The sequence below is a fragment of the Amycolatopsis dendrobii genome (assembly GCF_014145675.1).
In the GTDB taxonomy this organism is placed as follows: Bacteria; Actinomycetota; Actinomycetes; order Mycobacteriales; family Pseudonocardiaceae; genus Amycolatopsis; species Amycolatopsis dendrobii.
In genome coordinates this window covers 99,983-126,160 of sequence record NZ_JACGZW010000015.1, presented here as the reverse complement: position 1 = coordinate 126,160, position 26,178 = coordinate 99,983, and the positions used below count along the sequence as shown (strand labels likewise).

General features: G+C 69.1%; 23 protein-coding genes. 16 read left to right on the top strand and 7 right to left on the bottom strand.

Features of this window, described 5'->3' with window-relative positions; all coding sequences use genetic code 11:
- Positions 1 to 7: 7 nt before the first annotated feature.
- Positions 8 to 991 carry an amidohydrolase family protein gene (locus H4281_RS36855; protein ID WP_009081542.1) on the bottom strand — a complete coding sequence of 328 codons (984 nt, stop codon included), beginning with the start codon at positions 989 to 991 and terminating at the stop codon, positions 8 to 10.
- A gap of 340 nt (positions 992 to 1,331) precedes the next feature.
- Here H4281_RS36855 and H4281_RS36850 point away from each other — a divergent pair, with 340 nt between their 5' ends.
- The 6 genes from H4281_RS36850 to H4281_RS36825 all read left to right on the top strand — a co-directional run bounded on the left by H4281_RS36850 (position 1,332) and on the right by H4281_RS36825 (position 8,660).
- Positions 1,332 to 2,732, top strand: a complete 1,401-nt coding sequence (locus H4281_RS36850) for an amidohydrolase (protein WP_182895482.1) — start codon at positions 1,332 to 1,334, stop codon at positions 2,730 to 2,732.
- 34 nt (positions 2,733 to 2,766) lie between these two features.
- Complete coding sequence (locus H4281_RS36845) at positions 2,767 to 4,128, top strand: nucleobase:cation symporter-2 family protein (RefSeq protein WP_220508393.1); 1,362 nt, start codon at positions 2,767 to 2,769, stop codon at positions 4,126 to 4,128.
- Between the two features lie 239 nt (positions 4,129 to 4,367).
- Positions 4,368 to 5,699, top strand: a complete 1,332-nt coding sequence (locus H4281_RS36840; protein WP_182895480.1) for a nucleobase:cation symporter-2 family protein — start codon at positions 4,368 to 4,370, stop codon at positions 5,697 to 5,699.
- Between the two features lie 9 nt (positions 5,700 to 5,708).
- Positions 5,709 to 6,314, top strand: coding sequence for a UbiX family flavin prenyltransferase (locus H4281_RS36835; RefSeq protein WP_182895479.1), 606 nt, complete (start codon positions 5,709 to 5,711; stop codon positions 6,312 to 6,314).
- Positions 6,311 to 7,666, top strand: coding sequence for a UbiD family decarboxylase (locus tag H4281_RS36830; RefSeq protein ID WP_220508392.1), 1,356 nt, complete (start codon positions 6,311 to 6,313; stop codon positions 7,664 to 7,666). Before H4281_RS36835 ends, H4281_RS36830 begins: the two co-directional genes overlap by 4 nt.
- A 13-nt stretch (positions 7,667 to 7,679) precedes the next feature.
- Positions 7,680 to 8,660, top strand: a complete 981-nt coding sequence (locus H4281_RS36825) for a CobW family GTP-binding protein (RefSeq protein WP_182895478.1) — start codon at positions 7,680 to 7,682, stop codon at positions 8,658 to 8,660.
- 1 nt (position 8,661) lies between these two features.
- Here the strand turns inward: H4281_RS36825 and H4281_RS36820 are convergent, their stop codons facing one another.
- Complete coding sequence (locus H4281_RS36820) at positions 8,662 to 9,060, bottom strand: RidA family protein (protein ID WP_182895477.1); 399 nt, start codon at positions 9,058 to 9,060, stop codon at positions 8,662 to 8,664.
- A 60-nt stretch (positions 9,061 to 9,120) separates the two neighbouring features.
- On the opposite strand from H4281_RS36820, the gene mtnA reads away from it, so the two are divergent.
- Positions 9,121 to 10,086: an S-methyl-5-thioribose-1-phosphate isomerase gene (gene mtnA / locus H4281_RS36815; protein WP_182895476.1), complete on the top strand. Its 966-nt coding sequence runs from the start codon at positions 9,121 to 9,123 to the stop codon at positions 10,084 to 10,086.
- 66 nt (positions 10,087 to 10,152) lie between these two features.
- On the opposite strand, the gene H4281_RS36810 is transcribed toward mtnA, so the two are convergent.
- Entirely contained in the window at positions 10,153 to 10,368 is a 216-nt protein-coding gene (locus H4281_RS36810; RefSeq protein ID WP_182895475.1) for a ferredoxin, read from the bottom strand.
- Positions 10,369 to 10,370: 2 nt separating this feature from the next.
- Entirely contained in the window at positions 10,371 to 11,561 is a 1,191-nt protein-coding gene (locus tag H4281_RS36805) for a cytochrome P450 (protein ID WP_182895474.1), read from the bottom strand.
- Positions 11,562 to 11,684: 123 nt separating this feature from the next.
- Between H4281_RS36805 and H4281_RS36800 the strand changes: the two genes are divergently transcribed.
- Together H4281_RS36800 and H4281_RS36795 are read left to right on the top strand one after the other, a co-directional pair.
- Entirely contained in the window at positions 11,685 to 12,389 is a 705-nt protein-coding gene (locus tag H4281_RS36800) for a class I SAM-dependent methyltransferase (RefSeq protein ID WP_312872249.1), read from the top strand.
- Between the two features lie 74 nt (positions 12,390 to 12,463).
- Entirely contained in the window at positions 12,464 to 13,216 is a 753-nt protein-coding gene (locus H4281_RS36795) for a maleylpyruvate isomerase family mycothiol-dependent enzyme (RefSeq protein WP_182895473.1), read from the top strand.
- On the opposite strand, the gene H4281_RS36790 is transcribed toward H4281_RS36795, so the two are convergent.
- Both H4281_RS36790 and H4281_RS36785 read right to left on the bottom strand, forming a co-directional pair.
- Positions 13,213 to 13,611, bottom strand: coding sequence for a hypothetical protein (locus tag H4281_RS36790; RefSeq protein WP_182895472.1), 399 nt, complete (start codon positions 13,609 to 13,611; stop codon positions 13,213 to 13,215). The two genes, H4281_RS36795 and H4281_RS36790, sit on opposite strands and share 4 nt — an antisense overlap.
- The gene (locus tag H4281_RS36785; RefSeq protein WP_220508391.1) at positions 13,608 to 14,144 is read right to left on the bottom strand and encodes a MarR family winged helix-turn-helix transcriptional regulator; all 537 of its coding nucleotides are present in this window, start codon (positions 14,142 to 14,144) and stop codon (positions 13,608 to 13,610) included. The genes H4281_RS36790 and H4281_RS36785 overlap by 4 nt, the downstream gene beginning before the upstream one ends.
- Before the next feature lie 67 nt (positions 14,145 to 14,211).
- Between H4281_RS36785 and H4281_RS36780 the strand changes: the two genes are divergently transcribed.
- The 6 genes from H4281_RS36780 to H4281_RS36755 all read left to right on the top strand — a co-directional run bounded on the left by H4281_RS36780 (position 14,212) and on the right by H4281_RS36755 (position 20,431).
- The gene (locus tag H4281_RS36780; RefSeq protein ID WP_220508390.1) at positions 14,212 to 15,636 is read left to right on the top strand and encodes an FAD-dependent monooxygenase; all 1,425 of its coding nucleotides are present in this window, start codon (positions 14,212 to 14,214) and stop codon (positions 15,634 to 15,636) included.
- Positions 15,637 to 17,055, top strand: a complete 1,419-nt coding sequence (locus H4281_RS36775) for an MFS transporter (protein WP_182895470.1) — start codon at positions 15,637 to 15,639, stop codon at positions 17,053 to 17,055.
- A 128-nt stretch (positions 17,056 to 17,183) separates the two neighbouring features.
- A complete protein-coding gene (locus H4281_RS36770) occupies positions 17,184 to 18,440 on the top strand; it encodes a cytochrome P450 (RefSeq protein WP_182895469.1) in 1,257 nt (418 codons plus the stop codon).
- Positions 18,441 to 18,509: 69 nt separating this feature from the next.
- Complete coding sequence (locus tag H4281_RS36765) at positions 18,510 to 19,076, top strand: TetR family transcriptional regulator (protein ID WP_182895468.1); 567 nt, start codon at positions 18,510 to 18,512, stop codon at positions 19,074 to 19,076.
- 41 nt (positions 19,077 to 19,117) lie between these two features.
- Entirely contained in the window at positions 19,118 to 20,044 is a 927-nt protein-coding gene (locus H4281_RS36760) for an aminoglycoside phosphotransferase family protein (RefSeq protein ID WP_182895467.1), read from the top strand.
- 132 nt (positions 20,045 to 20,176) lie between these two features.
- Entirely contained in the window at positions 20,177 to 20,431 is a 255-nt protein-coding gene (locus H4281_RS36755) for a hypothetical protein (protein ID WP_182895466.1), read from the top strand.
- A gap of 27 nt (positions 20,432 to 20,458) precedes the next feature.
- On the opposite strand, the gene H4281_RS36750 is transcribed toward H4281_RS36755, so the two are convergent.
- On the bottom strand, positions 20,459 to 21,085 hold the full coding sequence (locus H4281_RS36750) for a YigZ family protein (protein ID WP_182895465.1): 627 nt from the start codon (positions 21,083 to 21,085) through the stop codon (positions 20,459 to 20,461).
- A gap of 560 nt (positions 21,086 to 21,645) precedes the next feature.
- Between H4281_RS36750 and gltB the strand changes: the two genes are divergently transcribed.
- Complete coding sequence (gene gltB / locus H4281_RS36745) at positions 21,646 to 26,178, top strand: glutamate synthase large subunit (RefSeq protein ID WP_182895464.1); 4,533 nt, start codon at positions 21,646 to 21,648, stop codon at positions 26,176 to 26,178.

Genomic DNA, 26,178 nt, shown 5'->3' with positions numbered 1-26,178 from the left:
AACGCAATCAGGAGTTAGCGGCCTCTGCCCACGCCGAAGGCGTGTAGCCGAGATAATGCGACGCGTGCGTGTTCGCCGCGGAAGCCTGCGGAATGTCGCCGCGCAAATACGCCTCGGCTTCCGCCTTGTCCTTCGGCGGCGGCGTCGGCGCGAGGCCGAGCAGCTTGGCCATGTTGTTGCCGAGGTAGCCCTCCAGGTCGTCCTCGGACAGGTTCAGGCCCTGCGGCGGCTGATGGCACAGCACTTCCAGCTCCCGCGCCCACATGCCGGGCTCGTTCGGCGGCGAATCGGTGCCGAAGACCAGGTCGCTCTTCTTCATCTCCTTGGCGAATTCGACGATCCGCGACTGCAGCAGCCAGCCCGATTCGCCGATCACGTTCGGCGAGTCCTGGATCATCCAGAACGCCTCGAAACAGTAGACGCCGCCGGTCTGGATGCCGAAATGGCCGAGAATGAACGTGACGTTCGGGAACTCGCGGATGATCGGGTAGAACTGGGTCGGGATCGAGTAGGGCCCGTCCCCGGTGTGGATCAGCACGATCACGCCGAGTTCGTCGCACACCCGCATCACCGGCCGCAGCCAGTCCAGCGCCCGGTCCGGGCGGTAGGAATGCATGTTGGCGTGCAGCTTCAGCATCTTGTAGCCGTATTCCTTCACGTGGAAGGCCAGCTCCGCCGCGCCGTTCTCCGGGCCGAAGCGCGGGTTGTACATGAAGTTGCCGACGAACCGGTCCGGATACTGCTGCACCAATGAGGTCACGTACGCCTGGTATTCGCGAATCCCCTCGCGGCCGGTTTTGTTGCCCTCGCGCCAGGTCGTGTTCCCCGGCGGCGGCATGATGCAGCTGACGTCCACGCGCCGCGGCTTGCCGTTGATCCAGAATGGACCGTCCATCATCTCCAGCGTGCGCTCGCCGGTGAACGGGGTTCCGGTGTGCCGCCAGGCTTCGTCGACGAGATTTGTCGGATGGACATGGGTATCGATAATCACCGGATGTCTCCTTACGCAAGACTTGAGTAAAGGACTCCCCGGCCGCGCTTCACCGCACCTACGGGACCCGGAAGCGCGATCCGCGCTCCGGCGCAACCGAGTGCAGCACCTTCGCCGCCCGGTGTCAACACATGATCGCCGAATGCCTTGCGCGGCAAGACTTTTCCGGAGAGCGCTCTTGACACCGGCCGCCGGAGGGCTTTGCATTGAACGACCCGGCGGCGCTGCCGGGCGCCGGTGACCTCCCGTTTCGGGCCAACCGTTCGGCCAACTGCCTCCAGCCGCGCGCTGGAGACGACCGCCGGGCCGGGTCCGACCCCGCCCGGGGAAGGACGGCCCGATGTCGGCTGCGCAACCCTGCGACCTCCTCCTGACCGGCGGCACCGTGGTGACCGTCGACGATCGGCGCAGTGTCCATCAAAACGGCCACGTCGCGATCATCGGCGACCGGATCGCCGGTGTCGGCGAAGGCCCGGGCACCGAGCGCTGGCTCGCCGGCGAGGTCGTCGACTGCCGCGGCAAAGCCGTGCTGCCCGGCCTGGTCGACGGGCACAACCACCTCTACCAAGCACTCGCTCGCGGACTCGGCGAAGGCATGTCGATCGTGCCGTGGCTGTGCGAATTCATGTGGCCGTATTCGATCGCGATCACCGGGCCCGAAGCGGTGGCCGGGGCACGGCTCGGTGCGGTCGAGGCGTTGCGCGCCGGCATCACGACGGTGATCGACAACCATTACGCGCCAAGCGATCTTGAAACGACGCTCGCCGTCGCCGACGTCATCGAGGAGGCCGGTCTTCGCGGCGCGGTCGCCCGCGGCATGCTGGGCGAGCGGACCGAGATCGCCGACCGCCGCGGCCAGCCGATCGAATTGTTCCGTTACTCGAGCGAAGACGAATTCGCGATCACGCGCGAAGCGATGCAGCACCGGCCGCCGAGTTCGAAGGTCGCCGTCTGGCCCGCCGCGCTCAACCTCTGTTACGTAGAGCAAAAGCTCGTCCGGCAGACGGTCGAACTGGCCCGGGAATTCGGCACTCGCTGGCACACCCATTGCTGCGAGAGCACAACAGACCCGGTCAGCTACCTCGAAACCCACGGGGTCCGGCCGGTCGAATGGCTCGCGAAAGAAGGCCTGCTCGACGAACGGGCCACGCTCGCGCACGCGATCTGGCTCGACGAAGCCGAAATCGAGCAGGTCGCGGCGGCGGGCGCGGGAGTTTCGCACAACCCGGCTTCCAACGGCTACCTCGCTTCCGGCACCGCGCGGATCGCGAGCATGCGAAGGCAAGGCATCCCGGTCGCGCTGGGCACCGACGGTCCCAGCTGCGGCCATCGGCAAGATCTTTTCGAGGCAATGAAACTCAGCGTCTTCGGCCAGCGATCGGCCACTTTGGACCCGACGGCGGTGCGGGCGGAGGACGCGCTGGAAATGGCCACCCGCGAGGGAGCCCGGTACGCCGGGATCGACGCGGGCGTGCTGAGCGAGGGCAAACTCGCCGACGTCATCGTGACCGCGCTCGACCGTCCGCACGTGCGCCCGGTGCACCGGGCCGTCGCCGCCCTCGTCTACTCCGCCCGCGGGTCCGATGTGGAGCTGACGATCGTGGGCGGCGAGATCGTCTACCGCGCCGGACAATGCGTCCGCGTCGACGAAGCGGCCGCCGCCGACGAGGCGGAACGGCACGCGGCCCGGCTGCTGGAACGCAGCGGCATGGGCGGCCTGCTCACTCCCTGGGCGCGGTGATCCGCGCTCCCCCTTCCCCGCTGTGGAGGAAACCATGCGATTCCGTCCGCGCACCACCCGAGCCGAAGCCAAGACCCGCGACGCGGTCGACGCTGTCCCCAGGTTCCGGCAACTGCTCCCGCTCGGCATCCAGCATCTGCTGGTCGCCTACTCCGGAATGGTCACCGTCCCGCTGCTGATCGGGCTCGGCGTCGGCCTGTCCACCGCGCAGATCGCCACGCTCATCACGGCGAACGTGCTGGTCAGCGGCATCGCGACGCTCTTGCAGACGCTCGGGATCGGCAACGTCGGCGTCCGGCTGCCGATCGTGATGGGCTCGACCTTCACCGGCATCACCCCGGCCATCATCGTCGGCAAGGAGGCCGGGCTGCCCGCGGTCTTCGGCGCGACGATCGTCGCCGGGCTGCTGACCTGGCTGGTCGCGCCGTGGTTCAGCAAGCTGATCCGGTTCTTCCCGCCGATCGTGACCGGGACGATCATCGCGATCATCGGGTTCTCGCTGCTGCCCTCCACCGCGACGCTGATCGCCGGGTCCAATCCGGGCGCGGCCGACCACGGTTCCGCCGGACGGCTGATCCTCGGGCTGGGCACCATCGTGCTGACTGTCTGCCTGGAACGGTTCGCCCCGCCCGCGGTCCGCCGGTTCGCGATCCTGATCGCACTGGCGGTCGGCACCCTCGTGGCGATTCCGCTCGGCATGGCGGACTTCAGCTCGGTCGGGCAAGCGGACTGGGTCGGCGTGGTGCGGCCGTTCGAGTTCGGCATGCCGACATTCGCGTTGTCCGCGTTGCTGCCGATGATCATCGTGCAGCTGGTGAACATGGTGGAATCGACCGGCGACACGCTCGCCATCGGGCAGATCGTCGGCCGCGACGTCGGACCGCGCGAGATTTCCCGGGCACTGCGCGCGGACGGGATCGGCACCGCGTTCGCGGGCGTGTTCGGTTCGTTCACCGTCGTCACCTTCGGCGAGAACGTCGGCCTGGTCAGCATCACCAAGGTGATGAGCCGGTTCGTGGTCGCCACCGCGGGCGCGGTGCTGGTGCTCATGAGCCTGGTGCCGAAACTCGGCGCGGCCGTCGCGTCGCTGCCCGGACCGGTGCTCGGCGGCGTCGGCGTGGTCATGTTCGGCACCGTCGGAGCCGTCGGCCTGCGCATCATGAGCCAGGCGGATCTGAGCAACGGCCGCAATATCCTGATCGTCGCCATCTCGTTCGGCTTCGGTCTCCTGCCGGTCGGCGCGCCGGAGTTTTACCAACATCTGCCCGTTGTGGTGCAGACGGTACTGACGAGCGGCATCGCGGCCGGCGGCATCGCGGCCTTCCTGCTGAACCTCGTGCTCAACCGCCGCGAACGGGCCCCGCGCACCGGGCCGGAAGCCGCGCCCGGGTATTGACCCTCGGCGGAACACGATGCACCATAGTCGAAACTCCTTGCAGGGAAGGAAAAATCTTCGGACATCCCATAACCCCGTAGGTGCGGCGGCAGGATTCGCGCGCGGCCGGGGGTCATCGACGCCGGCAGCCCGTCCGGCTCCGGCGACGCCCCGCGATCCGCCCGGCCCGGCCGTTCCCGGCCCCGCCGGCCCAACGAGGTGAGGGAATCATGGCCAGTCACCCGTCTCCCCTGTCCCCGGTGGACGAACGTCCCCGATTCGGTCCGCTGGTGCTGCTGGGTTTGCAGCACGTGCTCGTGATGTACGCCGGTGTCGTCGTGGTGCCGATCGTGGTCGGCGCCGGGCTCGGGCTTCCGCAGTCGCAGATCGCCGATCTCGTCAGCGTCGACCTGGTGCTCGCCGGGATCGGCACGATGCTGCAGGCGTTCGGCGTCTGGAAATTCGGCATCCGGATGCCGCTCGTCGTCGGAGCCGCGTCCAACGGAATCGTCCCGATGGTGCTGATCGGCAGCACGCAGGGGCTGTCCACTGTGTATGGCTCGCTGCTCGTGGTCGGCGTGCTCTGGGTATTGATCGCGCCGCTGTTCAGCAAATTGCTCAGACTGTTCCCGGAGGTCGTCACCGGCACGGTCATCACGCTGATCGGGCTGACGCTGATTCCGGTCGGGCTGAAGCTCATCGCCGGTTCCAATCCGTCCGCGCACAACTACGGTGCGCCGGCGAACCTCGCGCTCGCCGGGTTCACGCTCGCGCTGATCGCGGTGTTCTACCGGGTGTTCCGCGGTCTGCTCGGCCAGCTCGCGATGCTGATCGCGCTGACCGTCGGGGCGATCGCCGGCTGGCTGACCGGGCTGGGCAGCCTCGCCGGAGTCGCCGACGGTCCCGTTTTCGGCTTGCTGAAACCACTGCACTACGGAGCGTTGCATTTCGACATCCCGTCGATCTTGTTGTTCCTGGTGATCGTTTTCGTGCTGATGGTCGAAGCTTCCGGACAGGGGCTCGCGGTCGGGCAGGTCGTCGGCAAGAAGGTCGGGCCGCGCGACATCGCGAACCTGCTGCGGGTGGACGGGCTGCTCACCGCGCTCAGCGGCGTGTTCAACGGATTCGCCTACACCACCTTCGGCCAGAACATCGGGCTCGTCGCGCTGACCAAGGTGCGCAGCCGGTATCCGGTCGCGGTCGGCGGCCTGATCCTCATCGTTTTCGGGGTGGTGCAGCCGGTCGGCCGGGTGATCGCGGCGATCCCGCAACCGGTGATCGGCGCGGCCGCGGTGGCCACGTTCGCGGCGCTGACCGTGTCCGGCATTCAGCTGCTGTCCCGAGTGGACTTCAACCAGACCGGCAATCTGGTGATCGTCATGCTGTCGCTCGGCGTCGGGCTGATCCCGGCCGGGGCGCCGGACTTCTACAAGCAATTCCCCTTTGCCGCACAGGTTTTCCTCAAGAGCGGCGTGGCTACCGGAACTGTCCTGGCGGTCCTGCTGAATCTGCTCTTCTTCGCTCGGCGCAAGTGGAAGCCGGAAGAGCCGCTCGTGCAGCGAGAACCCGCCGCGAAGCTTTCCCAGTCCTGAAAGGACGTCATGGGCACCGAACCGCAGCGGCCCCGGCTGATCGTCGGCATCACCGGGGCCAGCGGCCCGCACTTGGCTGTCCACCTGCTGACCGCGCTGCGCAAGCTCGGCACGGTGGAAACGCATCTGGTCATGTCGCGAGCCGCGCACCGCACCATCGAACTGGAAACCGGAATGCCGCCCGCCGAGGTCGCCGAGCTGGCGGATGTCCGCCACTCGCGCGGGGACATCGCCGCGTCGATCGCGTCCGGTTCCTTCCGCACGATGGGCATGGTCGTCGTGCCGTGCTCGATGAAAACCGTCGCCGGGATCGCGCACGGCTACAGCGACGACCTGCTCGTCCGCGCCGCCGACGTCACGCTGAAAGAACGCCGTCCGCTCGTGCTCGTCGCCAGGGAGACCCCGTTGAGCCTCGTGCACCTGCGCAATCTGGTGGCGGTGACCGAGGCGGGCGCGACCGTGCTGCCGCCGGTGCCCGCCTTCTACCACCAGCCCGAGTCCGTTGAGGACATCCTCGCCCATCTGACCGGCAAGGTGCTCGACCAGTTCGGCATCGAGAACGAACTGTTCGCGCGCTGGCAGGGACCGCCCGCCTCGCAAGGAGTTTCGCGGTGAACCAGGATCCGCACGTTTTCGTCGACCAGTACCGCCACGACTTTCCGGAAGACGTACTCGTCCTCGACGATCCAGTCCCGGCCGACGAGGGCGTCACCGGCGTGATCTACGAACTCGCCGCGGCCGGACGGCGCGAGATGGTGCTGTTCCGGAAGGTGACCGGACTCGACGTGCCGGTGGTCAGCAACATGTTCGCTTCCCGGGAGCGCATCGCGCGCATGCTCGAAACCGGACCGTCCGGTTTGCACAGTGCCTACCAGCAGCGTGCGCTCCGCGCGGTGCCGCCGCGGGTAGTCGGCAGCGGACCAGTACTGGACGACGTGACTTCCGAAGTCGACTTGGCGACCATCCCGATGCTCCGGCACTTCGCCAGCGACCGCTCCCCTTACGTCACCAGCGGGATCATCGTCGCGGAGGATCCGGACACCGGCGTCGGCAACCTCAGCTACCACCGGGCGATGCCGCATTCCCGCACCGAGTTGGCGACCAGTCTCCATTCTCGCGGGGATCTGTGGCGGATGCTGCAGAAGTACGCCGAACGCGGTGAGCCGATGCCGGTCGCGATGGTGCTCGGCGGGCATCCGCTGTTCATGCTGGCCGCGTCCGCGCGGGTCGGCTACGACGTGGACGAACGCGCGGTAGCAGGCGGGCTTCTCGGCGAGCCCCTGGAAGTCGTGCGTACGCCGCGGCACGGCATTGGCGTCCCGGCTTGGTCGGACTTCGTGCTTGAGGGCGCGATCGACGCCTCCGAGCACGCGGACGAAGGACCGTTCGGCGAATTCTCCGGCTATTCCTCGAATCGCTCGACCAACAACGTCCTCCGCGTGCAAACCGTCCTGCGCCGCTCCGACGCCATGCTCGTCGACGTCGTCGGCGGCAACACTGACGAGCACCTGAACCTCGCGCGGGTGCCGCGGGAATCGGAAATGGCGGAGAAACTCAAAGCCCGTTTCCCGGACGTCACCGCAGTGCACTATCCGACGTCCGGCACGCACTTCCATTGCTACGTCGCGCTTCGCCAGCGACGGCCCGGTCAAGCCCGGCAGGTCATGCTCGGCCTGCTCGGCTGGGACCCGTACGTGAAGACCGTGGTCGCGGTGGACGAGGACGTCGACGTCACCAGCGACAGCGACGTCCTCTGGGCACTCGCCACGCATTTCCAGCCGCACCAGGACTTGTTCACTGTGGACGGTCTGCCCGGCTCGCCGCTCGACCCGTCCTCGGGCTCCGACGGCACGACATCCCGGATGGGCCTGGACGCGACCCGCGGCCTGCAGTTCGACGGCAACCGCATCGTCGTCTCCGAAGAAGCACGTCAGCACGCTCGCCAGATTCTCGGCGGGAACGTTTAAGGAGGGAATCATCATGGCCAAAATTCCGGTGACCGTACTGACCGGCTTTCTCGGCTCCGGCAAGACCACGCTCGTCAACCACATCCTCACCGCGGACCACGGGCACCGGATCGCGGTGATCGAGAACGAGTTCGGCGAAATCCCGATCGACAACGCGCTCGTGCTCGGCGGCGACGAGAAGATCATCGAAATGAGCAACGGCTGCTGCCTGTGCTGCACCGCGCGCACCGATCTGATCGAAATCCTGCAGTCGCTGCTTCGCCGCCGCGAACGGTTCGACCGGATCCTCATCGAGACCAGCGGCATGGCCGATCCGAACCCGGTCGCGCAGACGTTTTTCGTGGACGACGAGGTGTCTTCGGCGTTCGCGCTGGACGCGATCGTGACACTGGTCGACGCGCGGCACGTCGGCAGTCATCTCGAGGAGGGCGAGCACGACGGCGTCGGCGGACAGGTGAGCAACCAGATCGCGTTCGCCGACCGGATCGTGCTCAACAAGATCGACCTGGTCACCGAGCCGGAAATCGAGGAACTGCGCACGCAACTCCGTTCGGTCAACGCGACCGCGGACATCCTCACGTCCAGCTACGGCAGCGTCGACCTGGACGACATCCTCGGCATCAACGCCTTCGACCTGAACCGCACCGTCGCCGCCGACCCGGACTGGCTCGAAGACGAATCGCACCACCACGACCCGACGCTGGAATCGGTGTCCATCGAACTCGACTTCCCCCTGGACCGCGCCGCGTTCGAGCAGTGGCTCACCGCCCTGCTGGCCGAACGCGGCGACGACCTGTACCGGTTCAAGGGAATCCTCGCCTTCGACCGCCGCACCGTGCTGCAAGGCGTGCATCGGATCTACGAGCTGACGGACGCCGGCGAATGGGGCGCGACGCCACCGGTCAGCAAACTCGTCCTCATCGGCCGGAATCTCGACCGCGCGGAACTGACCGACACGGTGTCCCGCTGCAGCCTGGCCGCGGCTGGGCGGTGATTCAGGCGAGCGCCGCGGTCACGTCCAACTCGACCAGCTGTCCCGCGAAGCCCAGGCATGTCACGCCGACCAGCGTGCTCGCCGTGGTGAACGCCGCCGCGATCGAGGACGTCGTGAACCGCTGCCACACCGCGGAGAGAGCCGGCTGCTCGGCGGTGGCCACGTAGATCACTGTGCGCACGACGTCCTCGGGGGTCGCGCCGGCGTGGGCGAGCGCGACCTCGGTGTTGGCGACGACCTGGTCCACCTGCGCGAGGACATCGCCGGAAACGACCTCGCCGTCGGGCGTCAGCGGGCACTGGCCGGCGAGGTGCACGGTGCGGCGCGCGTCGACGGTGGTCACGTGGTGATAGCCGGGAGTCGGATGCAGGGCAGGCGGGTTCTGCCGTTCAATGGTCACGAGGCGGATCGTCGCTCACCGCGGCGGCGGTCCGCCACGGGATTTCCGGACGGAGGGCGTATGCGCAGGACCATCGACTGGGCCGACGGGGCGATCGTGATCGTGGACCAGGTAGCGCTTCCTGGCGAGTACCGCACGCGCACGCTGCGCACGGTGACCGAACTGGTCGACGCGATCCAACGGCTGGCGGTTCGCGGGGCGCCGGCGCTGGGAGCGGCGGGCGCGCTGGGGGTCGCGCTGGCCGCTCGCCAGGGCGGGGAGGTTCGAGCGGAGGCGGACCGGATCGCGCACGCGCGGCCGACGGCGGTCAACCTGGCTTGGGGCGTTTCCCGGGCGCTGGAGCGGCTGCCGGACGGAGCCGATGCGGTGCTGGCCGAGGCACAGGCGATGCTCGACGAGGACGAGCATCGCAACCGCACGGCGTCGGCGCACGCGGCGGAGGTCGTGCTGGACGCGTGCCCGCGCAGGCCGTTGCGATTGCTCAGCCACTGCAATACCGGGCACCTCGCGACCGTCGCGTGGGGCACCGCACTCGGCGTCGTCTGGCACCTGCACGCCCGCGGACTGGTCGAATCGGTGCTGGTGGACGAGACCCGGCCGTTGTTGCAGGGATCCCGGCTCACTGCTTGGGAACTCGCGCAGGCCGGAGTGCCGTACCGCGTGCAGCCGGACGGCGCGGCGGCCGCGGCGATGGCGCGCGGACTGGTGGACTGCGTGCTGGTCGGCGCGGACCGGATCGCGGCGAACGGGGACGTGGCCAACAAGATCGGGACCTATGGGCTGGCCATTTCCGCCGCACACCACGGTGTTCCGTTCGTGGTGGTCGCGCCTACGTCCACAGTGGACAAGAGAATCGCTGCCGGGTCGGACATCGACATCGAGGAACGCGCGGCGTTCGAGCTCACGGAATTCGGCGGAGCACAGATCGCCCCGGCGGGGTCGGCGGTGTTCAATCCGGCCTTCGACGTCACTCCCGCGGCGCTCATCACTGCGGTGGTGACCGAGGACGGTGTGTTCCGGCCGTGAGACCGGCGATGCCAGGAACCGAGCCGCGAGGTCCGTGCGGATCCGGGCGGAGTTCGCGATGCGGGACTAGGGGCGCGGGCCGACGACCTCGGCCCCGTCCCGCACCGTGATCGCCATTGCCGGACACGAATCTGCCGCGTCCAGCACTGTTTCGTCCGGCTCAACCGCCTCGGTGACCGCACGCGCCGTGGCCCCGTCCAGCTCGAACGTCTCCGGCAGCAAGGCCGCACACATCCCGCTGCCGATGCACACGCCTCCGTCGACCTCGATCGACCAGGTCATCGTCACCACCCCACCGGCATCGACCGCGGTCCGCGGACCAGCATCTGCGTCTTCCACTCGATATTCCCGGCCAGCCGCAGTCCCGGCAACTCCCGGGTCAGCGCCCGCAGCGCCTCCTGCAGTTCCAGCCGCGCGAGCGGAGCGCCGAGGCAGTGGTGCACCCCGTGCCCGAAGCCGAGATGGTGGTTGTCCCCGCGGTCGAGGACGAGCTGGTCCGCGGCGCCGAACTGCAGGCGGTCGCGGTTGGCCGCACCGATCGCCACCAGCACCGGTTCTCCTTGGCGCACCAGGACATCGCCGACCTCGACGTCCTCCGTCGCGTACCGGGCGAACCCCGCGCCGGCGCCGAGCGGCACGAAGCGAAGCAGTTCCTCCACCGCGGTCGGGATGAGCGACGGGTCCGCGCACAGCCGTTCCCAGTGCTCGTGCTGGTCCAGCAGGGCATACACGAAGTTCGGAATCTGGCTGGCAGTCGTCTCGTGGCCGGCGACCAGGATCCCGACGCACAGGTCGACCAGCTCCAGCTCGGTGAGCCGGTCCCGCACATCGCGCGCCTCGATGAGCGCGGTCATCAGATCGTCCTGCGGCTGCGCACGATGCTCGGCGATCAACCCGGCCATGTACGCCCGCAGCTCCTCGCGGCTGCGCTCCGCCTCCTCCGGCGTCAGCCGCGTGGTCGACAACGCCGCGTCGCTCCACTCGCGGAACTGCGGCCGGTCCGCCACCGGCACGCCGAGCAGCTCGCAGATCACCGCGACCGGGATCGGCAGCGCGTACAGATCGACCAGGTCAGCGGGTTGCCCGTGTTCCCGCAGCTCCTTGATCAGGTCGTCGGCCAGCCGCGCGACCCGCGGGCGCAGTTCCTCGACCCGCCGCGCGGTGAACGCCTTCGCGACGAGAGTGCGCAACCGCGTGTGATCCGGCGGGTCCATCGACAGGATGCCGCCCGGACGCCGATACTCCGACATCCGCGGTTCGTCGCTTTCCTGCGCCAGCGCACGGGAAAACCGCCGGTCGCCGAGCACGAGACGGGCGTCGGCGTAGCGGGTGGCGAGCCAGGCGGCCTCGCCACGGGGCATCTGGACGCGGATCATCCCGGCGTTCTCGCGAGCGGCGGTGTAGGCCTCGTTGAGCGCGAGACCCGCCTCCTCGTTGAACGGGTAGGCGAGCGGTTCGGTGTGCGTGGTGGTCATGCCAGCGACTCCCCGGATCCCTTTGTAAGCAGGTGCTTACATGCCTACACCCGACGCCGTCCGCACGTCAATCCGCCAGGAGCATCCGGAAAATCGCGAGACGTCCGCCCTAGGTTCGATCCGGTGACATGGACGAACGAAGCCGCCATCCGGCAATGGGACTCCGGGAGCACCCGGGCATCGATGGAAGCGACCGCCGAGCACGGGGACTTCGCCAAACAGCACCTGGTCAACCCGGTCCTCCTGCGGCTGCTCGGCGACGTGCGCGGCCGCCGGGTGCTGGACGCGGGCTGCGGCAACGGATACTTCAGCCGGATGCTTGCCGCGCGAGGGGCCGAGGTGACCGGGGTCGAACCGGCCGAAAGCGTGATTTCGTTCGCGCGGGAGAAGGCGGGAGCGGGCGTTTCCTACGTGCAGGCGGAACTCGCCCGGCTGCCGGCACTGGAGCCGTTCGACGCGGTCGTGTGCAGCATGGTGCTGATGGCGATTCCCGACTGGAAGCCCGCGATGCGCGCCTGCGTCGAGGCGGTGCGACCGGGCGGGCTGTTCGTGTTCGCCATCGTGCATCCGGCGTTCGAGGAGTTGTTCGGCACCTGGCGGAAGTACGGCGAATACCGCCGGAAGGAGTATCTGGCGGAATACGAGATCGCCGGACGCGACGCGTCCGACTTCCACCGGCCGATTTCCGCCTACCTCAATGAGCTGGCCGCGCTCGGCTGCCGGCTGCGGGAGGTGGTCGAGCCGGGGCTGGATCCCGCGGTGGCGGAAGGGATCGAGAGTTACGTGCGCATGCCGAACTTTCTGCTCGTTTCCGCCGAAGCCGGCTGACCCGATTGCCCGATCGGCCCCCGTCCGATGACCGAAAGCACTAAGGGCCGCCGTGATGCGGATAGCGTGGTCGCATGCTGGACTACGGCCTGGATTTGTCCGAAATAACTCGTGAAGCCGCCTTGCCGGATTTGCTCGCGGAAGGCGACGACCTCGACGCGGCAGTGTCCGCGGAAGCCGACTGGTCGAGACCGACCCCCGCCGAGGGGTGGACGATCGGCCACCAGATCGCGCATCTCGCGGCGGCCGACGCGAACGTCCTCCTCGCCATCCGGACGCCGGAGAAGTTCGCCGCGGTGCTGGACGAAGACCCCGACGCGGTCGCGGCCGAGGGAGCCGCGCGACCGCGCGCGGAGTTGCTGGAGCGCTGGCGCGCCGGACGGGCCGAAGCAGCCGCAGCGCTCGGAGAAATCCCGCTGGACCAGGCCTTTCCGTGGTACGGCTCGCAGTCGACCGCGAGGCTCGCAGTGACGCTTCGGCTGATGGAAACGTGGGCGCACGGGCAGGACATCTTCGACACGGTGGGCGTCGAGCACCGTCCGACGGACCGGCTCAAGCACATTGCCGCATTGGGCGTGGCCGGGCGCGGGCTGTCGTTCTACGCCGCTCAACTGCCGCTGCCGACCGAGCCGATCCGGGTCGAACTGACCAGTCCCGACGGGGTCGTCTGGGGGTGGGGCGCGGACGACGCGGCACAGCGGATCCGGGGCAGCGCAAGGGATTTCTGCCTTCGCATCACCCAGCGCCGCGCCCTCGACGAAACCGGCCTGGCCGCGATCGGCAAGGACGCGAAGGCGTGGATGGAGAACGCCCGGGTGTTTCTCTAACGCCGCCGCGGCCGCAGCAACGCGATTCCCGCCGACAACGCGCTCGTCGACGCCACGTGAATCGCCAGCGCCTTCCGATTCGGCGCCCACACCCCGGTCGCCGGGCCACCCGACCACATCGCCGCCACGAAACCGCCCGCGGCACAAGCCATAGCCCGCCACAGCGCGGGCGAGCGATCGCGTCCGGCCGCCAAACCGGTGCCCACCGCACCGAAAGCGCCCGCGGTGATCAGGGCTTCGCGTGCCATGTGGTACTGCACGTGACCTTCGCCGTGGCGGACCTCCGGCGCACGGTAGCTCGGATCGGTGATGTGCGTGACCGTCTGCCACACCGAGGGCGCGGCGGCGGCCAGGCCCGCGACGATGGCCGCCGCGCCAAGGGTTTCGCGTTTCATTGCTCGTCCTTTCCTTTGAGGTGGTGCGAGACCCGCCGGAGCGCGTCGTTCACCACGTCGATGGTTTCCGGGTCGAGAGCCTTCGCGATTTCGCGTTCGATCTCCGTCTTGAGCTCGAACGACGCGAGCGCCTGGCGTTTGCCTTCCTCGGTGAGGGACACGAGCACCGAACGCCGGTCGCCAGGGTCCTTGTCGCGGCGGACCCAGCCGCGCGCCTCCAGCCGGGTGATCCGGTGCGTGACCGAACCCGAGGTCAGCTCGACCGCGGCCATCACCTGTCCTGGAGTCAGCCGGTGCCCGGGCGCGCGCTTGAGCGCGGCGAGCATCTCCAGTTCCCACAGCTCGATCCCGTGCGCGGACAGTTCGCGGCGCATGGCCAGTTCCAGCTGGTGCGCGACCCGCCGCAGCCGGTAGGACAGCGACTTCGCGCCCAGCACGCTCTCGTCACCGCCCCCGCGCCGCACGGCGTCCACCAGGTCGTCGACCGCGTCCCGAGGCGAGGTGTTCACCGGCACGGCCCTTTCTCTCGACATCAAGACAGTGGAAGAATACCTTGACGTCAAGACAGTTCGCGAGGCGAGCACCGACATAGGGGGAAAAATGGACACAGAGGTCGCGATAATCGGCGCCGGGCCGGTGGGAATGGCCGCGGCCGCGTTCCTGCACCGAGCCGGCATCGCGGTCCGGGTCTTCGAGGCCAACCCGGACCGCGCGGGGCAATCGAGGGCGACCACGATCCACCCGCGCACCCTCGAGCTTTTCGACTCGATCCCGGACGAGCGGGGTTCGCTGGCCGCGCGCATGGTCGCCGCCGGAAATCCCGTGCCCGCCACGCATTTCGCGGCCCTGCCGAACCGGCTGGACTACCGCGGGCTCGACACCTCGTTCCCGTTCGTCCTCCTGCTGCCGCAGCCGGAAACCGAGCGGTTGCTCGCCGAGTATCTCGCCGGGCAGGGCGTCGTGGTCGAGCCCAGGTGGAAACTCGCCGGCCTGACGCAGGACGAGCAAGGCGTCACCATCGTCTCGGAAACCGGCGACACCCGGCGGGCCGGTTACGTCATCGGCGCGGACGGCGCGCACAGCGCGACCCGGCACGCGCTCGGCCTCGGCTTCCCCGGAACTCCCGCGTCCACCATGGGATTTCTCGCCGACGTGAAGCTGGAACGCCCGCCTGCCCAGCCGCACAACTGGGATTGCGAACGCGGCTCGTACAGCGCGCTTCCGCTGCCCGGCGGCATCTACCGCATCTTCGGCCACGAACCCGGCGACACCGGCCTCACCCCGGAGGAGGCCGCGCGCCGCCAGGCCCAGATTCCCGACGAAGCTGAACTGCGCGCGACGCTCAACCGGCTCGCCGACGATGATTTCGGCCTCACCGAGGTCATCTGGGCTTCGCGCACCGGCGACGCGACGCGCCACGCCGAGCAGTACCGCGTCGGCCGGGTGTTCCTCGCCGGCGACGCCGCGCACGTCCACCTTCCGGCAGGCGGGCAAGGGCTCAACGTCGGCGTGCAGGACGCGGCGAACCTCGCGTGGAAACTCGCCGCGGAGGTGCGGGGACGCGCGCCTCGGCGGATCATCGACGGCCCGCAGTCCTACGACGCCGAACGCCGCCCCATCGCGGCCCGGCTCGCGGCGAACACCCTCGCCCAGGCCGCGCTCATGGTCACCTTCACTCCGGGCGGAAAAGCGTTGCGGGACTTGATGTCCGACCTCATCGGCCGCAACGGCGACACCGCGGACGAACTGCGCGGCTGGCTGTCCGGGCTCGACGTTTCCTACGCCGAAGACGGCAGTCTCGCCGGCCGTCGAGTACCCAACCTGCCGCTCGCCGACGGCCGCACCCTCCATCGTGCGCTTCGCCCGGACAGGTGCACGCTCGTAGTCTTCGGCACCACGGTTGCGGAAGGGGAGAATGTCGTGCGCTCAACCCGCGACTGGCACGATTTGGCCGCCGTCCTCGTCCGCCCGGACGGATACGCCGCCGAAGTGTGGACCCCGGGCGAAGAAATCAAGGCGCGCTGAATGGGAGTCGACACCGCGCGCGGCCGTTTCGGCGTTCTCGCGATCCTCTGCTCCAGCATCCTCGTGGTCGCGATGGACAACACCATCGTCAACGTCGCGCTCCCGGTCATCCGCACCGACCTCGACGCGTCCATCAACGGTCTGCAATGGACAATCGACTCCTACACGCTCGTGATCGCCTGCTTCCTCATGCTCGCCGGCGCCACCGGAGACCGGTTGGGGCGCAAGCGGACCTTCCTGGCCGGGTTGGTCCTTTTCGGACTCGGCTCGCTGCTGTGCAGCGTCGCCCCGTCGATCGGCTGGCTGGTCGCCGCGCGCATCGTGCAGGCGCTCGGCGGCGCGATGCTGAACCCGGTCGCGATGTCGATCATCACGAACGTCTTCACCGACCCCGGCGAGCGCGCGCGGGCGATCGGGGTGTGGGGGTCGATCGTCGGGATCTCGCTGGGCGTCGGCCCGGTGCTCGGCGGCGTGCTGACCGAAAGCATCGGGTGGCGGGCGATCTTCTGGGTCAACGTGCCGGTGGTCGTCGCGGCGATCGCGCTGACCGTGCGCTACGTGCCGGAATCGCGGGCGCCGCACCCGCGCCGCCCGGATCCGGTGGGACAGGTGCTGGTCGTGCTGCTGCTCGGTTCGGCGGTGACCGCGGCGATCGAAGGCCAGCGGCTCGGCTGGGGTTCGCCGGCGATCCTCGGGCTGACCGGACTCGGCGTGCTCGCCTTGACCGCGTTGATCCGCTGGGAACTCCGCCGCCGGGAACCGCTGGTCGAACTGCGCTTCTTCCGGAGCGCGCCGTTCTCGTCGGCCACGATCAGCGCGGTGTGCGGGCTCGCCGCGTTCGGCACGTTCCTGTTCCTGTCGCCGCTGTATCTCCAGGACGTGCGCGGGCTGTCGGCGTTGCAATCCGGGCTGATGCTGCTCCCGGCCGCTGTGGCCGTCACGATCGCCGCTCCGCTGTCCGGCCGTCTCGTCGCCAACCGCGGCGCGCGGATTCCGCTGCTGACCGCGGGGATCTCGATGACTGTCGTCGCCGTGCTGCTCACCACCGCGTCCGCCGCCACGCCGCTGTGGGTGCTCGCGATCGCGTACGGGGTGTTCGGGCTGGGGTTCGGGCTGCTGAATCCGCCGATCACCAATGCCGCGGTCAGCGGTATGCCCCGCTCCCAGGCCGGAGTCGCCGCCGCGGTCGCGTCCACCTCCCGGCAGGTCGGGCAAACGCTCGGCGTCGCGATCGCGGGCACCATCCTCGCCGCGGCGACCACCCCGCTGGCCGGGTACGCCACGGCGTGGTGGGCGGTCGCGGGCGGGACCACGTTGATCATCGCGCTCGCCGTCCTCGCCACCACGGCCTGGGCGCGCGCGGGCGCGGAACGGGTAGCCCGCCGTTTCGCCGACGAGCCGATCACCGAACCGGTCTAACCAGGGCAGGGTGAATCGGGCAGAGGTGTGGTCCTTCCGTCGCCTATCCCGGCCGAACGCCCCGCCGCGGTGCGGGCGTCTCCAGAGTGGAAGATGCCCGCACCCGTCGGAGGAAAGGCGCCATCCGCATGCCCACCTCGCCCGAGACCCCGGCCCTCCCGACCACCCGCCCACCGGCCTTCCCGACCACCCGCCCACCGGCCCTCCCGACCACTCGCCCGCCCGGCTGCCCGTTCGATCCGCCCGCCGGGTACGCCGCGCTGCGGGAGACTTCGCCGGTGTCGCGGATCCGCTGCCCGGCCGGGTTCGAGACCTGGCTGGTCACCCGCTACGACGACGTCCGCGCCGTGCTCGCCGACCCGGCGCTGAGTTCGCGCGGGGCCTCGTCAGCGCACGTCAAAGCCGATCTGGACCCGTACGAGGAGGCCGACCCCGGTTCGATCATCCAGCTCGACGGCGCGGAGCACGCCCGGCTGCGCAAGATGGTCGTCGCCGAGTTCACCGTGCGGCGGGTGGAACGGCTGCGCGAGTACGTCCGCGAGCAGGTCGAACGGCACCTCGACGCCATGCTCGCCAAACCCGGCCGCGCTGACCTGGTCCAGGACTTCGCGCTGCCGATCCCCTCGCTGGCGATCTGCGAACTGCTCGGCGTCCCGTACGCCGACCGCGAGCTGTTCCAGCGCCAGAGCAGCCTGCTGGTCAGCACCGACCAGGAAGCGGGCACCACGGACCAGGCGTTCCACGAACTGGCCGGCTACCTGGGCAAGCTGTTCGCCGGCAAGCAACAGGACCCGCGGGACGACCTGTTCAGCAAGCTGATCGTCCGCGCCGAGGCCGCCGGGGAATCGCTCGACCTGGACGAGCTGATCATGCTCGGCCTCAGCCTCCTCGTCGCGGGACACGAAACCACCGCCAACATGATCGCGCTCAGCACGCTTGTGCTGCTGGAACACCCGGAGCAGCGCGCGCAAGCCCTCGCCGATCCGCCGCGCGCGGTCGAGGAATTGCTGCGGTATCTGTCGGTCGTGCAGTTCGGTGTGCTGCGGTACGCCACTGAGGAGGTCGAGGTCGGCGGCCAGACGATCGCCGCGGGTGACTGGCTGATCGCCGCGCTGAACTCCGCCAACCGTGACGAGGACCGTTATCCGCACGCCGACCAGCTGGACTTCGCCCGCGAATCGCCGCGCACGCACGTCGCCTTCGGGTTCGGCGCGCACCAGTGCGTCGGCCAGCAGCTGGCGCGGGTCGAAATGCAGGAGGCGCTGACCGCGTTGTTCCGCCGCGTGCCCGGTCTGCGACTCGCGGTGCCGAAGGAATCTTTGGCGTACAAGCACAACACGCTCGTCTACGGCCCCGAGGAGCTGCCGGTCGCCTGGTCCGCGTAGTTCGCCCGGCCGATCCGCGAGCTGTCGGGTTAACCTCGTCGCGCACACCAGCGCACACCAGGGGGACCGATGGCCGCGGACCAGCCTTCGCGCAAACGCGACGCGACGGCGACCAAGACCGCGCTGCTGGACGCCGCGGCCGAACTGTTCGCCGACCGCGGCTTCGATCGCACGACAGTGCGCGACATCGCGAACCGCGCGGGCGTCAACCAGGCGCTGCTGTTCCGGTACTTCGGCAGCAAGGACGCGTTGTTCGAGCACGTGATGGCGCGCGGCGGCCTGGCCCAGGTCGAGACGACCCCGCCCGAGCGGCTGTTCTCCGCGGCGCTGCGGAGCCTCCTCGAACGCGACGACTCGGCGTCCCGCTCGATCGAGACCTACCTGCGGTCATCCGGCACCGATCGCGCCGACGAGGCGCTGCGCGCGCGACTCGACGCCGAGTACACGCGCGCGCTCTCCGGGCTCACCGACGCGCCGGACGCCGAACTCCGCGCCGACCTCGCGATGGCCTGGCTGCTCGGCATCGGGCTGGTCCGCTCGATCACCCGCAAGGACCCGCTCGCCACCGCGCCCGCCGACGAGATCGAGCGGCTCATCGGCCCGGCCGTGCGCACCCTGCTCGAACGCAGCAAGTAATTCGCTACGCCCGCGCCGGGACCCGCGGATACCGTCGCCGCATGTTCCCGCCCGCCGCCACTGCGGCCGAGTTCGACCAGCTGGCCCGCGAAGACCTGCTGCCCGCGGTACGAGACCTTCTCCGGACGCTCGGCGAGCACGGCGAACCCGTGCCGTTCGCCGACGGTTCGCTGCCTGTGTACGCCGTGGGCGAGCAGCTCGTCCTGAAGCTCTATCCGCCGGTGTACCTCGACGAGCTGACTACCGAGCGCACCATGCTGGAAGTCCTGCACGGCAAGCTCCCGATCCCGACCCCGGGCGTCGTGCACGCCGGGACCCGCGACGGCTGGGGTTACGTCGTGATGGAACGGCTGCGCGGACACTCGCTCAGCCAGGTCTGGCCCGACCTGTCCGCAGCGGGCAGACTCGCGCTCGCCCCGCAGATCGGCGAGGCGCTGTCCGCCTTGCATGCCGTGCGCGACCCGGCGTTGTCCGTGCTCGCGCCGCAGGACTGGACCGCGTTCCTTGCCGCCCAACGGGAAAAGCTGGTCGACCACCATCGCAAGACCACATTGGACGAACACTGGCTCGCCCAGCTTCCGGAGTTCGTCGACTCGGTCGAGCTGGGGACGCCGGAAACCGTGCCGCTGCACACCGAAGTCATGCGCGATCATCTGATGGTCACCCGGGAAGGGGACGGCTGGCGGCTGTCCGGCCTGTTCGATTTCGAACCGGCGATGCGCGGCGCGGCGGAATACGAGTTCGCGGCGGTCGGCTTGTTCGTTTCGAGCGGCGACCCGGCATTTCTGCGGAGTCTTCTGCTCGCTTACGGTTACCGTCCCGACGACCTCGGCCCGGACTTCTCCCGCCGGTGCCTCGCGTACACGCTTCTGCACGTGTACAGCAACTTCCGCTGGTACCTGGACGTGCTCCCGGCCCCGGAAAAACCTACTTTCGTATCCCTGGCGGACGCATGGTGGGGCGTATGAGGGGTACCCCGAGACTACCCCGCGACATACCCCCGTAAAAAGGAGTGAAATACGCGACAACCCGGCAATCGCGACGGACACTGGAACCGTTCCCGGGGTACACCAGGGGCCGGGACAGAAGGAGGAACCGCCGTGACTGCCGAGTTGAACCATCGGGAGCGGGCAACCCTGCGTGCCGTCGCCGAGGGGCACGCGGAGATCAGCTGCAGCTGTGAACCGGACCTGTTCGTCGACGGGCTGAGCTGTTGCGACCAAGGCACCGTCCGCGACCTCGTCCGCAAGGGTCTGATCGAGCCCGCCGAGGCCGGAGCGTGCGGCGCGCGGGTGCGCGCGGTGCTCACCGAGGCCGGGGTGCGCGCGCTGGACGGAAAGCCGGTCGCGGCTTGATCTTCCGGGCTTGAGCCAGAGCGCGGGCTACCCGCGCACCCACTCCTCCCCCAGTTCGACCGCGACCGCCTCGCCGCCGGTGAGGTCGGCCAGCCAGCCGCTGAATCGTTCTTCCTCGCCGGGCGAGAGCCCCACCTCGAAGTGCGCCGCCGCCTCGAACCGCGTCTCGTGCAGCACGTACGGCGAGGCGCGGAGATCGTTCTCGAAGCGGCCCGCCCGGGTGTAGTCCATCGTTACGTCGAACAGCCGCAATCGCCGGTACTCCACCAGGCCTACCGCGTCGAGCGCGTCCGACACCGCTTGCCCGTACGCGCGGATCAACCCGCCCGCGCCGAGCAGCACGCCGCCGAAATGCCGCGACACCACCGCGACCGTGTCGGTGACTTCGCGGCGACGCAACACCTCCAGCATCGGCACCCCGGCCGTCCCGGCGGGCTCGCCGTCGTCGCTCGAACGCTGGGTGCGGCCGTCCGGGCCGAGAACGAACGCGTGACAGTGATGCCGCGCCGCGGGTTCGGCCCGCCGGCGGGCCGAAATGATCTCCCGCGCGGCCGCTTCGTCGCCCACCGGAGCCAGCGCGCACAGGAACCGTGAACGCCGTATTTCGATCTCGTGCAGCCCGGCCACTGCCACGGACAGATAACGATCAGTCATCGGCGTTCCCCCTCACGCCCCCCAGTCAACCAGCAGCGAGCGCGGGGTTGACACCGGGCAGGCAGACAGGTTTGCGCAGGTCAGCGACTTCGCTGACCGCGTGGCGGGAGAGACGGCCCGACATATGGGAGTACCCCGGAGGGCGTCAACGTATGCGTGGCTTATCCCACGAGAGCGCGATGACGTATGTCGATCACAGCGAATTCACACTATCGTCATAAGACCCGGCGAACCCGGGAGTCACCACCACGCGCCCCGGCTGGCCCCCACCACACAGGCTGACCGACCCCGGCGCGTGCGCCTGTACAGCGACGTGCAGAACTTTTTCCGCCGCCCATCGCCGTGCGGTGACAAACCATCCGGCACCCGGCCCGGTCGTCGACCGGCCGCGGTCAGCCACGCATCGCGACGCAGTGCCGCGCCTCGCGACAGCGGAGGCACCGGATGGTTTCCCTTCTCGACTGACCATCGCGGTTTCGGACCACTTCGTTAACCGGTTCAGTGCTGAACCCCTCTTCGGAGCAACGAAACCGCGCCAACGCCTTGGGAGGCGGCCAGCCGTGACCCACCGTTCGAGCACCCCGGCCACTGACGGCCTCTACGACCCCGCTTACGAGCACGATGCCTGCGGGGTGGCGTTCGTCGCGGACCTGACCGGTCGCCGAGACCATCAGATCGTGGCGAAAGCCCTCGTCGCGCTGAAAAATCTGGAACATCGCGGGGCACGCGGGGCGGAACCGGACACCGGGGACGGCGCGGGCCTGCTCATCCAGGTGCCCGACGCGTTCTACCGCGAGGTCGCCGGGTTCGAGCTGCCTCCGGAAGGCAGCTACGCCGTCGGCACCGCGTTCCTGCCGCAGGACGAAAAGCGCCGCGGCCGCGCCATGACCACCATCGAGCGGATCGCCGCCGAGGAGGACATGCGCGTGGTGGGCTGGCGCGAGCTGCCGGTCGACACCGCGCACTGCGGCCCGACCGCCGCGCAGACCATGCCGCACTTCACCCAGCTGTTCCTGGCCGGGCACAAGAACAACATCGACGGCCTCGCCCTCGAGCGCGCCGCCTTCTGCGTGCGCAAGCGCGCCGAGCACGAGCTGGTCGAGGACGACGTGTACTTCCCGTCGCTGTCCTCGCGCACGATCGTCTACAAGGGAATGCTGACCGAGCCGCAGGTCGAGAAGTTCTTCCTCGACCTCACCGACGAGCGCGTGACGAGCGCCATCGGCCTGGTGCACTCCCGCTTCTCCACCAACACTTTCCCGTCGTGGCCGCTCGCGCATCCGTACCGCTACGTGGCGCACAACGGCGAGATCAACACGCTCAAGGGCAACCGCAACTGGATGGACGCCCGCGAGGCGCTGCTGGAAACGGACCTCATCCCGGGCGACCTCAAGCGCATCTACCCGGTCATCACGCGCGGCGCGAGCGACTCGGCGTCCTTCGACGAGGTGCTGGAGCTGCTCCACCTCGGCGGCCGGTCGCTGCCGCATGCGGTGCTGATGATGATCCCGGAGGCCTGGGAGAACCATCAGGAAATGGACCCCGCGCGCCGCGCCTTCTACGAATTCCACTCCACGCTCATGGAGCCGTGGGACGGCCCGGCGCTGGTGGCGTTCACCGACGGCGCGCAGATCGGCGCGGTGCTGGACCGCAACGGCCTGCGCCCGGGCCGCTACTGGGTCACCGACGACGGCCTCGTCGTGCTCGCCAGCGAGGTCGGCGTGCTGGAGCTGGACCAGGCGAAGATCGTCCGCAAGGGACGGCTGGAGCCGGGCCGGATGTTCCTCGTGGACACCGTCGCGGGCCGGATCGTCGAGGACGAGGAGATCAAGGGCCGGCTCGCTTCCGAGCACCCGTACGACGAATGGGTCGACGCCGGGCTGCTCCGCCTGGAGGAGCTGCCCGAGCGCGACCGCGAGGTCCCGCTGCACGCCGCTCTCGTGCGCCGGCAGCAGGCGTTCGGCTACACCGAGGAAGAGCTGGAGACCATCCTCGAGCCGATGGCCCGCACCGGAGCGGAGCCGATCGGGTCGATGGGCAACGATTCGCCCCTAGCGTCCCTTTCGTCGGGTTCGCGCCCGTTGTTCGACTACTTCATCCAGCTGTTCGCCCAGGTGACCAACCCGCCGCTGGACGCGATCCGCGAGGAGCTGGTGACCGCGCTCGGCACGCAGATCGGCGCGGAGCCGAACCTGCTGGCCGCGGACGCGTCGTCGTGCCGCCGGATCGTGCTGCCGTTCCCGGTGCTGGACAACGACCAGCTCGCGAAACTCGTGCACGTCAACGACGACGGCGACCTGCCGGAGTTCCAGGCGGTCACCGTCATGGGCCGGTACAACGTGCACGGCGGCGGCGAGGCGCTGCTCAAGCGGCTCGACGAAATCCGCGCCGAGGTGTCCGAGGCGATCGAGGACGGCGCGCGGCTGATCGTGCTGTCCGACCGCGGGGTGGACGCCGACCACGCGCCGATCCCGTCGCTGCTGCTCACCGGCGCGGTGCACCACCACCTGGTGCGGGAGAAGACGCGCACGCAGGTCGGCCTCATCGTCGAGGCGGGCGACGCGCGCGAAGTGCACCACATCGCGCTGCTGGTCGGCTACGGCGTGGCCGCGGTGAACCCGTACCTGGCGATGGCGACGGTCGAGGAGATGGCGCACCGGGGCCTCATCCCGGGCGTGACTCCCAAGCAGGCCACCACGAACCTGATCAAGGCGCTCGGCAAGGGTGTCCGCAAGACCATGTCCAAGATGGGCGTGTCCACTGTGGCCTCGTACACCGGCGCGCAGATCTTCGAGGCGGTCGGCCTCGGCTCCGAAGTGATCGACACCTGTTTCACCGGAACCACTTCGCGGCTCGGCGGCGTCGGCTTCGACACGCTCGCCGAAGAGGTTTCGCAGCGGCACGTGCGCGCTTTCCCGGTCGACGGCGTCCGGGCGAGCCACCGCGAGCTGGAAACCGGCGCGGACTACCAGTGGCGGCGCGAAGGCGAACCGCACCTGTTCAACCCGCAGACGGTGTTCAAGCTGCAGCACTCCACGCGGTCGGGGAAGTACGACATCTTCAAGGAGTACACGAAGGCGGTCAACGACCAGGCCGAGAAGCTGCTGACGCTGCGCGGGCTGTTCGACTTCAAGTTCGGCGACCGCACGCCGGTGCCGATCGAGGAGGTCGAGCCGGTTTCGGAGATCGTGAAGCGGTTCGCCACCGGGGCCATCTCGTACGGCTCGATCTCGATGGAAATGCACCAGACGCTGGCGATCGCGATGAACCGCCTCGGCGGCAAGTCGAACACCGGCGAGGGCGGCGAGGACCCGGAGCGGCTGTACGACCCGGAGCGCCGGTCCGCGGTCAAGCAGGTCGCGAGCGGCCGGTTCGGCGTCACCAGCGAGTACCTGGTGAACTCCGACGACATCCAGATCAAGATGGCCCAAGGCGCGAAGCCCGGCGAGGGCGGGCAGCTGCCCGGCGGCAAGGTGTACCCGTGGATCGCGAAGACGCGGCACTCCACGCCGGGCGTCGGGCTGATTTCGCCGCCGCCGCACCACGACATCTACTCCATCGAGGACCTGGCTCAGCTGATCCACGACCTCAAGAACGCCAACCCGGACGCGCGCATCCACGTGAAGCTGGTGTCCGAGGTCGGCGTCGGCACGGTCGCCGCGGGCGTGTCCAAGGCGCACGCGGACGTCGTGCTGATCTCCGGCCACGACGGCGGGACCGGCGCCTCGCCGCTGTCCTCCATCAAGCACGCGGGCGGACCGTGGGAGCTTGGCCTGGCCGAAACGCAGCAGACGCTGCTGGCCAACCGGCTGCGCGACCGGATCGTGGTGCAGACCGACGGCCAGCTCAAGACCGGCCGCGACGTCATGATCGCGATGCTGCTCGGCGCCGAGGAGTTCGGTTTCGCGACCGCGCCGCTGGTGGTGTCGGGCTGCATCATGATGCGCGTCTGTCACCTCGACACCTGTCCGGTCGGCGTCGCGACGCAGAACCCGAAGCTGCGCGAGAAGTTCAGCGGCAAGGCCGAGTACGTGGTGAACTTCTTCGAGTTCATCGCGCAGGAGGTCCGGGAATACCTGGCGGAGCTGGGGTTCCGGTCCGTCGAGGAGGCCGTCGGCCACGCCGAGCTGCTCGACAAGCGCAAGGCGGTCGACCACTGGAAGGCCGCCGGGCTCGACCTGTCGCCGATCTTCCACGTGCCCGAACTGCCGCCGCGCGCGGTGCGGCACCAGACCGTCAAGCAGGACCACGGCCTGGACAAGGCGCTCGACAACACGCTGATCCAGCTCGCCGAGGGCGCGCTGGCGGCGGGCGACAAGGTGCGGCTGGAACTGCCGGTGCGCAACGTGAACCGCACCGTCGGCACCATGCTCGGGTCGGAGCTGACGAAGAAGTGGGGCGGCGAAGGGCTGCCCGACGACACCATCGACGTCACCTTCACCGGCACCGCGGGCCAGTCGTTCGGCGCGTTCGTGCCGAAGGGCATCACGCTGCGGCTCTACGGCGACGGCAACGACTACGTCGGCAAGGGCCTCTCCGGCGGGCGGATCGTCGTGCGGCCGCCGAAGGAATCGCCGATCGTCGCGGAGAACCACATCATCGCGGGCAACGTGATCGCTTACGGGGCCACGAGCGGCGAGATCTTCATCCGCGGCCAGGTCGGCGAACGGTTCTGCGTGCGCAACTCGGGCGCGCTGGCGGTCGTCGAGGGCGTGGGCGACCACGGCGGCGAGTACATGACCGGCGGCCGGATGGTCGTGCTGGGCGGGATCGGCCGCAACTTCGCGGCGGGCATGTCCGGCGGCGTCGCGTACGTGCTGGACCTGCCGGCGCACCGGGTCAACCCGGAGATGGTCGACATCGACCCGCTCGACACCGCGGACGTCGACTTCCTGCGCGAAACCATCGAAAAGCATTACAACGAAACGGAATCCGCCGTCGCGCGGGCCTTGCTGGCGGACTGGGACAGTGCGGTCGACCGGTTCGGCAAGGTCATGCCCAAGGACTACAAGCGCGTGCTCGCCGCCCAGGTGGCGGCCGAGCGGGACGGCCGGGACGTGAACGAGGCGATCATGGAGGCAGCTCATGGCTGA